The organism is Ruminococcus albus 7 = DSM 20455 (assembly GCF_000179635.2).
Taxonomy (GTDB): Bacteria; Bacillota; Clostridia; order Oscillospirales; family Ruminococcaceae; genus Hominimerdicola; species Hominimerdicola alba.
In genome coordinates, this window is the sequence record NC_014833.1 from 1607734 (window position 1) to 1619139 (window position 11406).

Annotated in this window: 13 protein-coding genes; all 13 read left to right on the forward strand. The window is 42.1% G+C overall.

Annotation, left to right across the window (positions count from 1 at the left end):
• The 13 genes from RUMAL_RS07135 to RUMAL_RS07205 all read left to right on the forward strand — a co-directional run bounded on the left by RUMAL_RS07135 (position 1) and on the right by RUMAL_RS07205 (position 11374).
• Positions 1-1749, forward strand: coding sequence for a VirD4-like conjugal transfer protein, CD1115 family (locus RUMAL_RS07135; RefSeq protein WP_242837729.1), 1749 nt, complete (start codon positions 1-3; stop codon positions 1747-1749).
• Positions 1750-1764: 15 nt separating this feature from the next.
• The gene (locus RUMAL_RS07140; protein WP_013498086.1) at positions 1765-2034 is read left to right on the forward strand and encodes a helix-turn-helix domain-containing protein; all 270 of its coding nucleotides are present in this window, start codon (positions 1765-1767) and stop codon (positions 2032-2034) included.
• A complete protein-coding gene (locus RUMAL_RS07145; protein WP_013498087.1) occupies positions 2027-2953 on the forward strand; it encodes a conjugal transfer protein TrbL family protein in 927 nt (308 codons plus the stop codon). Before RUMAL_RS07140 ends, RUMAL_RS07145 begins: the two co-directional genes overlap by 8 nt.
• Before the next feature lie 129 nt (positions 2954-3082).
• Entirely contained in the window at positions 3083-3253 is a 171-nt protein-coding gene (locus tag RUMAL_RS22405; protein WP_242837728.1) for a hypothetical protein, read from the forward strand.
• Positions 3254-3535, forward strand: a complete 282-nt coding sequence (locus tag RUMAL_RS07155) for a hypothetical protein (protein WP_013498089.1) — start codon at positions 3254-3256, stop codon at positions 3533-3535.
• Positions 3480-4619, forward strand: coding sequence for a hypothetical protein (locus RUMAL_RS07160; protein WP_013498090.1), 1140 nt, complete (start codon positions 3480-3482; stop codon positions 4617-4619). The genes RUMAL_RS07155 and RUMAL_RS07160 overlap by 56 nt, the downstream gene beginning before the upstream one ends.
• Positions 4620-4928: 309 nt before the next feature.
• Positions 4929-5432, forward strand: a complete 504-nt coding sequence (locus RUMAL_RS07165) for a restriction endonuclease subunit S (protein ID WP_013498091.1) — start codon at positions 4929-4931, stop codon at positions 5430-5432.
• A 9-nt stretch (positions 5433-5441) separates the two neighbouring features.
• Entirely contained in the window at positions 5442-5738 is a 297-nt protein-coding gene (locus RUMAL_RS07170; protein ID WP_013498092.1) for a hypothetical protein, read from the forward strand.
• A gap of 1135 nt (positions 5739-6873) precedes the next feature.
• The gene (locus RUMAL_RS20665) at positions 6874-8325 is read left to right on the forward strand and encodes a hypothetical protein (protein ID WP_154662822.1); all 1452 of its coding nucleotides are present in this window, start codon (positions 6874-6876) and stop codon (positions 8323-8325) included.
• Entirely contained in the window at positions 8325-8900 is a 576-nt protein-coding gene (locus tag RUMAL_RS07190; protein ID WP_013498095.1) for a hypothetical protein, read from the forward strand. Before RUMAL_RS20665 ends, RUMAL_RS07190 begins: the two co-directional genes overlap by 1 nt.
• A gap of 2 nt (positions 8901-8902) precedes the next feature.
• Positions 8903-9667 (forward strand): ATP-binding cassette domain-containing protein, encoded by a 765-nt coding sequence (locus RUMAL_RS07195; RefSeq protein ID WP_013498096.1) that lies wholly within the window; start codon positions 8903-8905, stop codon positions 9665-9667.
• 104 nt (positions 9668-9771) lie between these two features.
• Entirely contained in the window at positions 9772-10014 is a 243-nt protein-coding gene (locus tag RUMAL_RS07200; protein ID WP_013498097.1) for a hypothetical protein, read from the forward strand.
• Between the two features lie 340 nt (positions 10015-10354).
• On the forward strand, positions 10355-11374 hold the full coding sequence (locus RUMAL_RS07205) for a D-Ala-D-Ala carboxypeptidase family metallohydrolase (RefSeq protein WP_013498098.1): 1020 nt from the start codon (positions 10355-10357) through the stop codon (positions 11372-11374).
• Positions 11375-11406: the final 32 nt, after the last annotated feature.

Below are 11406 nucleotides of genomic sequence, written 5' to 3' on the forward strand. Positions count from 1 at the left end.
ATGGCGGCTGCATTTATCATATTTTATGTTGTAATTAATGTTCTGGATAACAAGAACATCAACAGGATAAAAAGCAAAACAGTAGGTGACGGACAGCATGGAACAGCCAGATGGGCGACCAAGCCTGAGATCAGACGAACTTTTTCTTCTTCGCCATTTGCTCCCGAAGACTGGAGACAAGGCAAAAACTTGCCGTCTGTTCAGGGAACAGTCGTCGCCTGCAGGGGTGGAAAGCATACGACTGCACTTGTAGATACAGGAGATGTACACACCCTGATGATAGGCGCGGCAGGTGTAGGTAAAACCGCGTATTTTCTGTATCCGAATATTGAGTTTGCCTGCGCCTCAGGTATGAGTTTTTTATCGACCGATACAAAAGGCGATGTTGCCCGAAACTACGGCAGGATAGCACGTGACTGCTATGGCTACAATGTGTCTGTAATCGACCTGAGAAATCCGACCAGAAGTGATGAAAACAATATCCTGCACCTTGTAAACAAATATATGGACATCTATCTGAACGACCGCACCAACTTGTCAGCAAAGGCGAAAGCAGAAAAATACGCTAAGATAACAGCCAAGACTATAATCAATATCGGCGGCGGTGACAGTGCAAACTACGGACAGAATGCTTTCTTCTACGATGCCGCCGAAGGACTGCTGGGTTCGGTAATACTTCTGCTTGCTGAATTCGGAGAAAAGAATGAACGGCATATAGTATCCGTGTTCAAGCTTATACAGGATCTTATCTCCAAACCGCCTGCCAAAACAGCCAAGTACAAGCCTAAGATGTATTTTACAACACTTATGGAAAAACTTCCCTCTGAACACAAAGCCAAGTGGCTTGCGGGAGCAGCGCTGAACAGTGCAGATCAGTCTATGATGTCTGTTATGAGTACGGCTTTATCAAGGCTCAACAGCTTTCTCGACTCTGAGATGGAGCAGATACTCTGTTTTGGAACAGCTATAGATGCAGAGGTCTTCTGCCGTGAAAAATCGGCAATATTCATCATACTTCCGGAGGAAGATCAAAGCAAGTATTTCATGGTGTCATTGCTTATACAGCAGCTTTATCGTGAGATACTCACCATAGCCGATGAGAACGGCGGTACGCTTACGGACCGAGTCATGTTTTACTGTGATGAATTTGGAACATTTCCGAAAATAGAGGGCGCAGAAGCAATGTTCTCTGCAGGACGATCAAGAAAGATCTCTATCGTAGCGATCATACAGTCATTTGCACAGCTTGAACAGAAATATGGAAAAGAGGGTATGGAGATCATAACCGACAACACTCAGCTGACAGTGTTCGGCGGATTTGCACCAAACTCTCAGTCTGCGGAAGTGCTGTCCAAGGCTCTTGGTGAGCAGACTGTTCAAAGCGGATCAGTATCGCTGGGCAAAGAGCGATCGCAGTCAATACAAATGATGGGCAGACCGCTTATGACGGTCGATGAGCTGAAAAGTATGCCCAAGGGACAGTTCATCGTAATGAAAACGGGTACACACCCGATGAAAAGCAAACTTAAACTATATTTCAAGTGGGGCATCAGGTTTGGCGAGCCGTTCCTGCTTGAGGACAGAGGTGCCAGACGTGTGGACTATGCCGAAAGAGACAGACTTATATCTGCAGTTGAGCAAAAATATCCGCAGAAAACACCGATGCGGTCAGAACCTGCAGATAATGGATTTATACCAATGGATACAGATTTCGCATCAAAGACTAAAGCAAATGTAAGGACTGAATAAGGGGGGATCCATAATTTGATAGTAGCAAGAAGGATTTATGATACAGACCTTCCTCATCGTGCGATAACTGTTTTTTGTTATCTTTGTGACAGGTCAAATAAAAAAGGCGAATGTTTCCCGTCATCACGAACCATAGCCAAAGATCTGAATATTAGCCGAAGGACTGTGTTTCGAGCTCTTAATGACCTTGAAAAAGAAGGATTTATAAAGAGAAAAGGCAGGCACAGGACAAGCGGCGGCAGATCTTCAAATCTGTATGTGCTGGAGGTGAAGCCCGATGTTTGAATGGATAGGTGATGTGATAGATTGGATCGGTGAAGGGATATCTTCACTTTGGGACAGCACGGTAGGAGCGGCAGCAGATGCTATAACGGTGACAGTCTGGGATATGATGTTCAAGTGGCTGTTTGAAACGATATACGGAGCTATAGCCGGTCTTTTCAAATTTATAAACAGCACAACTAATGACATATTTACTCTTTCATGGGTAAAAACCTTTATTGCATTATTTAATGCGATGGGCTGGATGCTGTTTATCTGTGGATTTATAGTAGCAGTATTTGATTGTGCTGTAGCCTACGAGAACGGTTCCGCCAACATCAAGAATACGGCTATAAACATCTTTAAAGGCTTTATGGCAGCATCACTTGTCACAGTGGTACCGCCGAAACTGTATGCTACCTGCACAAGCTTGCAAGGTTCTTTCGCCCTGGACCTTATGGGCAATTTTGTCAGTGACACCATCTCTACCATTAGTGATACGGCACAAGCAGTAGTAATAGAAATAGCTATGGAAGTATCTCTTCTGAATCTGCTGTTCATAATACTGTTTGGCTACTGCACGGTCAAGGTAGTTTTGGCAAACATCAAGCGCGGCGGTATACTGCTTTGTCAAATCGCAGTCGGAAGTCTGTATATGTTCGGAGTGCCCAGAGGGTATACCGATGGTTTCTACAACTGGTGCAGGCAGGTCATTGCTACCTGTCTTACTGCATTTTTACAGACCACGATCTTATATATTGGTCTGCTTACCTATACAGAACACGCTCTTATTGCAGTAGGTCTGTGTTTATCAGCGAATGAAGTTCCGAGGGTAGCTCAGATGTACGGACTTGATACTAGCGTTAAAGTCAATGTTACAAACGTAAGTCAGAGCGTCAATATGGGCGGTAAAGTCATGGGACTTATGAGAGGTACAAGATAATATATTTCGGTAAGGAGTGGTAGTATAAAAACGTATATCTATCCCGAAAACCTCAGAGCCAACGTAAAGCTATGGTTCTGGAATGTTCGGGATTTTATCATCATAAGCGGCGGAGTAATAGTATCGGTCATGGTATTTGCAAACTTCTGGAATATCCTGCCTGCAGCCGCAACTCTGTGCTATGCTTTTCTAAGCCTTCGGGCTGACGAAACATCGGTCATGGATTATATCTTAAATGCCTTTCGGTTTTTCTGTGTTTCACAGCAGGAGTTCCGCTGGCAGAAAAGGAGTGAGAACTGATTGTCAAAAAAGAGAAAAAACGGCGTTCAGGCACTTATCGGCCTTGAACGCTTTACTCGATACGGAGTAAAAACTGATAAAGCTGAGATCGTTATGTTTGCAGTCGAACCGACTAATATCTCCGTGCTTTCTGCGTCAAATATAGATACAAAGATCCACAGCCTGATGCTTGTTCTGTCGGTCATACCTGACCTTGAACTTATCGCTTCAGACAGTGCCGAACGTTTTGACGATAGGTTACACTCCTTTAGAGGATCTGAAACTAAACAACAAATCAGATAAAGATACAGACGGCGACGGTATCCCCGATTATCTTGAATTATCTGAATATGATCTTGGCACATTTGACAATACTACCGGAGACTATAAACCGGCTAATTACGGTCATTATTTTAATTTGGCTTCAAATATTGGCATTCTTGTAAGCGGTTCAGTCGGCGATAAAATAATGAATACCTATACCTCGTCATTCCGTTCACATCCATTTAATAGGAATAGCGATGATGATGACTATACAGATGATGAGGATGGTACACCTGAAGAAGAGAATGAAGATCTGATTGAAATATTATCATTGGTTGATAATACGTGCATGTGGGAGTCAGGCTGGTTTAAGGAATACTATGAATCAAAAGGTAAAAAATGCAGAATTCGCTATTTTAATGGATATGATACATTTATTCTACAGTGGAATCGTATAGGTGGCAGCGATGATGGTTCCTACGACTATTACTACAATGTAACTGATGTTATTTTAATATCACATGGAAACCCTGGTTATTTTCTTCTTGGTAACAATGTGGCTCTTACTTCTAAAAACACCAGAGACGGTGTAAATTTTCATCGAATCGAAGACATCGATGACTGTAGACAATTCGATAATTTAGAAATGATGATATGCTCTAGCGATTGTGTTCCTGATGAAGATGGTTATACTAAAAGCACCGCAGAAGCGTTCTTTGACCATTTTCGCAGCATAAACAGAGTATTCGCATTTGATTGCACTAGTTGCCTTGTAAGTGGTTATGACTATCCGGTTTGGGCAGGAGCTGTCATGTATTTTCCAGTCATACCTTATGTCCCACCTCTTGAACCAAGTTTAAATGATCCACAAATGCTAATTTGTTTGAGCACTTCGAGCTGTAAAGGTCAGGTTTTATATGAACGAGGTAAGGATAAAAATAGTGACTTGTACGATGGGTTAGATGATGTTCAAATAGAAGTCTATTATACGAAAATGTATACAACCGGTTATGGTGCAGAATTAGGAGAAATTCATATGGATCCAGCTTGTGTATGCCGTTTCGTCAGAGCCATCTGCACGGACTTTGAGAGCCACTTTCACGGAGTAAAGAGCCACTTGTGATAAACGCCATTCTCGAACTAGGTTCGTTCGCATTTATTCCACAGTCCACTTGACAGCAAGCCTCTATGAGTGCGGTAGTCCGGCAGCACAGGCAGGCAGCCACGAGGGCTGCTGCCTGGCCACCAGCCTACCACACTCATACTCACTGTCAAGCGGCTTTTGCGGTGTATATACCGCTCCGACTACCACAGCTGCACGGACATTTTGCCCACGCTTGCCGCAGACTGCCCACGGGCACTGCACGGCAAAATATGATATACTTGATATGGCACGTCAATGACGTGACTACATATCAAGGAGGTCTATCATATGGTGGACTACAAAGAGATACTCAGGCTTACCAGTATTATTCAGGGACAGGGGACCATTCCGAGAGATGAGTCAGACCGAAATATCAGTTATAACAAGGCTTCTATCCCGACGTATAAACTCGTTAAGGAAAACGACTTTATTATGCATCTTCGTCCGTTCGAATGGGGACTGGAGATTGCTACAAGGGAAGGCATTGTCAGCCCTGCATACACGATTTTGAGAAACAAGGTTGAACTGGTTCCAGAGTTCTATCGGTATTATTTCAGGTCTTCAAGCTTTATTGTGGAAAAGCTGACAGGGATTACCGAAGGTATCCGTGATGGACGTTCCATCAATATGGATGACTTCTGGCTCTTAGAGATTCCTTACCCGTCTATTCCAGAACAGAGAAAAATCGGTCAGTTCATGGACCTGATAAACAGGCAGATACAGATTGAAAAGGATAAGCTGCAAGCCATCAAGTTGGTAAAGAAAGGTCTGCTTCAGCAGATGTTTGTGTGAGGTAATGGCATGAGGAATACAACGACCTTCAAAGAATTGATACAAGCATTGCTGGACGGAGCCACAGAAGGCATCTCAGCCACAAAGACTCTACGAATCGTCGGAGACCAGCTCATTCACTATAACACACCGATTGCAGAACGGTTTGACGGCAAGGTGTTAGTAAACAATTCACGATATTCACTTACCACGGGACAGCTTCAGAAACAAATCCGAAGCATGGTTCCCGAAGAACAGCAGGTGATAGTAAAGCGTGTGCCTGTTAACTACAATGGTTTGTTGCGTGATTTTGTAGAAAGCAGGTGATGGTATGCCGAGACAGAAGAAAGACGGAGTTAATATCAACTACTTCATCCGCCGAGATGTCAAAGAGAAGCTGGATGCGTACTGTGAAGACGTCGGACAGAAGGCGATAATAAGGCTGATACAACGAAATAAAACCAACCACAGGTTTATTGTCTTTTTTGAAAAAAGGTGTATCATAATATTAAATATAATTTCGGCGGTGTTACGCTGCGTATCGTATCAGCTACCAGATCGTTCAACATAGCTCACGCACCAAAGTGGTCAGCAGTGATATGTAGTCACGTCATTGACGTGCCATATCAAGTATATCCATATTTTGACGGGCATTGCCCGTGGGCAGTCAGCGGCGAGGTGTGGCAAGTTATCCGTGCAGTTGTGGCAGTGTGGGCGGGATATACATGCGGCATAAAAGCTCACTCCGTCATGCAGATTATCGAAGTGGCTCTCATGTCTGGCAAGGTGGCTCTCAAACAGCGGCAGACTGGCTCTGAAACACCGTGCAGGTGGTTCTCACACGCCGGCGTATACACAGCTTCGAAATTTTTCATTGAACCTAATGAATTTGGCTTTGATCCAGTATTCTACGACGAATATTTATCAAGCCAGAATTAATAACAGAAATACAGATTATCTGATCTTGATAAAAGATAATATGTACAGAAAAGACTGACTGTTCTGAACAATCGGTCTTTTCTTATACTCTTTTATTGCAGTGTTATGCGCTTGAATAGAATTTTGGATGTAACCGTCGATTCCTTTGCACCTACCATTCCGAAATCTACAAGTAGATTATAGCTTGTATTTTCTGAACCAGGGAAGTTATTAGGAACATTTGAATACTTTAGTCTAACATATGTCTTAGTAATAACACCATTTGAAGTGATATGCTTGTTTTATATTTTCTACCTTATGTACAATTGACTATGTGATAGATTAAACAAACTGATGAAAAGAGGAGTAACTAACTTTGATTTCAGTGGAAATAAAGTTGATTATAGATGATAAATAAATCTATTTCTTTAATGTAGAACCGGGATGAAATCAATTGACTTTCTTGCCAAAATATGATATAGTATTAATATGAATAATTGTAATTTGTCACATTGCGAATTTTGATTATTTGTTTAGGGGTGATATGATGTTAATAAGACGCATTCTGTTTAACAGGCTAATATCGTTGATGTTAGTTGTCTCGATTTTGCTTATGACCGTTGGTTGCTCTAATGCACCGCCAACTCCTACTATTTCAGATGCAAATCCGCAGACGGTTACGGAGAACATTGAGGTTGAAAACATTATTACAGAGGATATACTCCATGAGTTTATCACAACTGAGGTCTATTTGCAGGAATTTGTCATAGCCGAAGATAAAATTACAGAGTTGTTGCTGGAAGAAGATATGATCGATGAAGTAACAATGTGTAAGACTATCTATGTACCTCAAGAACATCTTGAAGACTTTTCTGAGAACAGCCAAACAGCGCAAATATTTGGTGATGGAGTTGATATTAAATCAGTACTAACAAAAGTAGCGATAGGTACTGGTGTAATTGTCACACTTGCTGTTGTAAAAAAAGTTGGTGTTCCTAAGCCAATCGCCAGCCTTGTTGTAGCCGCTGCTGATGAATCTCTTCAGTTTGCAAAATCAGGTGCTGTGGTCGGAACAGTGTTTGGAGCTTTTACTGGTGCTGGCAATGAAATCGATGAGACTGGACGAATAGCTGCTGTAACCGGGTTTGCATTGGCTACTGTTGGAATGATTGTATCAATTGTTTCTTTGGTCGGTGCAATTCCTTCCGGTGGAACATCGAGCGTGGGTGTCGCAGAAGGAGTACACTTAGCTTGGGCAGGTGTGAAAGTTCTGCTCGCAACGGCAGGAATGGTATATACCACAAAAGATACTATCAAAGCATTTACATCTACTGATGCCGCCGATATTGATTGGAACAATATTGATTGGGAAAAAGTAGGAGTTTCAGCAGCTCAAAAAGCAGTTGAAAATGGTGCGGACGGCTATATGTGGGGAGCTATATACGGAGCAATTGACGGCACAATAGAAGAATATTATCATAAGTATAGCACACCATACACCAAATATAATGATCGTTTGAAGCAAGTTCCTAAAGATGGCAAAAAAGGAAAATGGACAGGAAAAAGGGGCGAATCGGATTTTGTCCTTAACGAACCAATAGAGCTTCCAGACGGAACAAAAATTACAAAAGTTACATATCAGAATGCAGTACCGGATTTTTCTCCCTATGCTAAAGCAGAGGTGAAAATACCGAGAATGACCGATAAACGATTAGGAACAGGCGGCAACTATGAACAAGCTGACCAAGCTCTTGCTGAATATTGGACAAAGATTAAGTATAACTTCGATGCAGTGAACAATGTCACTACATACGAATTTACAGCTAATGCATCTAAAACATCAGTCGATCAGGAATGTGTTATCCAGTTTGTCCCGAACGCAGTTGGTGAAGTTCCGATGACACTTGTATTCGATGATAATGTTGATCCTTCATATGATAAACAGAGTACTCTGATATTTGTAGAGAAAAAAGAAGAAAAGACGGAGGAAGAGTAATGACAGGCTATTGGATCAGGCACAGAGCCTTATTATCAATAATCCTGAGTGCTGTCATTGCTGTAGTAGCCGGACTGTTGTTTGTGTTCCCGTTTATTTCTCAGATTGCGGATAACTATAATTCGCAGAGCGTTTATAAAAACACAAATATTGACTTTATCGCTCCTGAGCCGTCTTTTGAGCAGATAAGCGAATTGCCTGGGAGCAATGGGATTGATAAGGTGTTCCCCTTCTTTCTGACTAAAACTGCTGTAAACGCAGGCGGTAATTCGAGGACAACAACAGTTCTGCTGAGTGACCGCTTTGAAAACGTCGATATTACGATAGCTTGTAATTTTCGCAGGCTTGTAATGCTCGGATTTGAGAAGAAAAAGCTGAATCAAGCGTATCATAGTTATATATGTAGGTCAGGAGTCATTACTATAATATTCGCTTTTGCCCTATCAAGCATAGTATTCCTATTCGCTGATATTACAGCTATTAGAATAATACTTGTAATATGGATACCGTTGATCGAGCTGATAACACTATTTACAGCGGCTACAATAATCAATAGACGGTTATGGAGGAAATAATCATGGAAAGCATTATCAGCATAAATAACCTATCAATACAGCTCAAACAACGGGTGTTGATGCAGAACATTTCCTTTGATGTCGGCAGCGGTGAAGTAGTTTTGCTATCAGGCGAAAATGGTATCGGCAAAAGCTCAATCTTGAAAAGCATTATGCGTTTGGAAACAGAGGGCAAGAAAATAGGCGGAGAGATCATTCACCATAGCTTCGGAAATATCATGGCGTTAGATGATACTGAACTCCAGCGGTATCGTTCGAGTATTGCATACATACCACAGAAAGATGAATATTCCGAAATGGGACGCATACAGGTAAGAGATGTCATCAGTAACAGCGGTGAAGCTCATTCTGAAAGCTACATGAGCTATTCAGAGGTCAATGACCTTATTGACGAATGGCTTCCACGCCGAGGAGATAACAGCAGAATTTTTGATGCCAAGTCTCGCCCTGGCAAATTCAGCGGTGGTGAGCAACGGCTTCTCCAAGTATTCTCTGTCATTGCAACCCGTTCAGATTCGGATTTGCTGATTATAGACGAACCGCTTAACAACCTTGACTTTGTAAACGCAAGGCATATAAGCAATCTTATCAATAAGGTTATCCACGAGAATCCGAAGATGGGCGTTTTAATGATAAGTCATTGCAGGATATTCCCGTTTATCACACGGGAACTGAAATTGACTGCTGACGGGATAAGTGAGGTTTCTAAACCATATACCTGTCATAGTTGTTTTGGTGAGCCTGATGAAAACGGATTTTATACGTAATACATACGAAAACAGGCAGATACCATAATAATGAAGTATCCGCCTGTTTTTTAATAGCTCGATGTAAAGATCTTGAGGGCAATATTATAAAGGATGAATGGTATATGACCACTCGTATCAATATCAGAAATCTGCCCAATGTTCATCACATCTGGTTCTACATAGACTCTGAGGGCAAAGTTATTTTGCACAGACCTAACACATCTATGGCTATCGCATTCGGAAGAAAGGGCGACAAGCTGTATGCTTATGACAAAAACGGCGAACCCCTTGATGGATTATACACCGGCAGCTCATACTTCTGGCGTTTTGATAACGGCGAGCTTATTGATACAAACTGCTTCTGATAAAAGTTCGATACGCGAAGATCGGACTTGATTCCCCAAATACGGATCGTGTACGGGATAATATCCCTGCACGGTCCTTTTTATTTTTAAAGTATATTTCCACTCACTCCGATTTTTCTACCGCTCACTCTCAAAAAACTGACTTTCCTGCCACGGTGTGCTATACTTCAAGTACAGTCAAACAACGAGATGCAACAAACTAAAATCCGTAATTTCCAAGCAGAGCATTTGGGTAATTCACTTGATTATCAGTTCGTTCTGAACAGGAAAAAATATCGGATTTTGTAAACTGCATTTGAGTTGGAACCTAAAATTTTAAAATCTGAAAGGAAGAAACAAAATGAAAACAAACAACGTAACAGGAACAATGAAGAAGGTCATCAGCACTTTGGCAGCAACAGGCTGTATGTTCTCAATGGCAGCTGCTATACCCGCAAACAGCACAATTGGTAGTGCTGTACTTGGTAACGCAGTCGTTGCAGACGCAGCAGTTATCAGCGTAAACACAGTTGTTGACGCAAAGAACGGCAACGCAGATCTGGTACAGGGTAAATTCTATAAATCACCTTCTCAGAATTATGTACTTGTGTTCCAAAACGACGGCAACCTCGTTATTTATCATTACAACAAGACCACTGATAAGGCATACTCACCTATCTGGAGCTCTCAGACCGAGAACAGAGGCGGTACAAAGTGCGTTCTTCAGGGTGACGGCAACTTTGTTATCTACAGATCCGACGGAAAGCCTATCTGGAACACTCAGACAAACGGCAAAAAGGGCGCTTATCTTACAATAAGCGATGAGGGCGAGATCAAGATCACTTCCAGAAATTATAACTATGCTACCACATGGTCAAGCAAAAATAACCACGGTTACAGTATCAATCAAGGTCCGATTATAACAGATCCTGTAGACGGTCAGCTCTCTCCACATTTCCACTCAAGAGAATTTGCCTGCGATTGCGGTAATACCCATACAATTGATCAGAACCTCATCAACAAGCTGGAGCAGCTCTATACCAAACTGAACTGTTCAAAGATCATCGTAAACTCCGGTTACCGTGATCCTAATTGTTCTGTTGCAGTTGGCGGCGGTTACGATGATGCACATACCCGCGGTTTGGCAGCAGATGTCGTTTGCTATGACAAAAACGGCAATGTGATCCCTTGCTTAACAGTTGCATGGGCAGCAGAACAGATCGGATTCACAGGCATAGGTCTGATGTACGGCGGTGCGATCCACCTTGATGTCCGCACTACCAGCAACTATAAAAACGGTCATTGGTTCGGCGATGAAAGAAAAGAATACAAAAATGACTATATTTCTACTTTCAAAAACTACGTACCACACAAAGCTTGATTAATTGCATGAATACATAAAGGAAAAGACAG

Excerpts from the sequence above, each read along its gene's own strand:
- RUMAL_RS07135 (WP_242837729.1), top strand. The coding sequence starts at position 1 with ATGGCGGCTGCATTTATCATATTTTATGTTGTAATTAATGTTCTGGAT.
- RUMAL_RS07145 (WP_013498087.1), top strand. The coding sequence starts at position 2,027 with ATGTTTGAATGGATAGGTGATGTGATAGATTGGATCGGTGAAGGGATA.
- RUMAL_RS22405 (WP_242837728.1), top strand. The coding sequence starts at position 3,083 with ATGGTATTTGCAAACTTCTGGAATATCCTGCCTGCAGCCGCAACTCTG.
- RUMAL_RS07165 (WP_013498091.1), top strand. The coding sequence starts at position 4,929 with ATGGTGGACTACAAAGAGATACTCAGGCTTACCAGTATTATTCAGGGA.
- RUMAL_RS07170 (WP_013498092.1), top strand. The coding sequence starts at position 5,442 with ATGAGGAATACAACGACCTTCAAAGAATTGATACAAGCATTGCTGGAC.
- RUMAL_RS20665 (WP_154662822.1), top strand. The coding sequence starts at position 6,874 with ATGATGTTAATAAGACGCATTCTGTTTAACAGGCTAATATCGTTGATG.
- RUMAL_RS07190 (WP_013498095.1), top strand. The coding sequence starts at position 8,325 with ATGACAGGCTATTGGATCAGGCACAGAGCCTTATTATCAATAATCCTG.
- RUMAL_RS07195 (WP_013498096.1), top strand. The coding sequence starts at position 8,903 with ATGGAAAGCATTATCAGCATAAATAACCTATCAATACAGCTCAAACAA.
- RUMAL_RS07200 (WP_013498097.1), top strand. The coding sequence starts at position 9,772 with ATGACCACTCGTATCAATATCAGAAATCTGCCCAATGTTCATCACATC.
- RUMAL_RS07205 (WP_013498098.1), top strand. The coding sequence starts at position 10,355 with ATGAAAACAAACAACGTAACAGGAACAATGAAGAAGGTCATCAGCACT.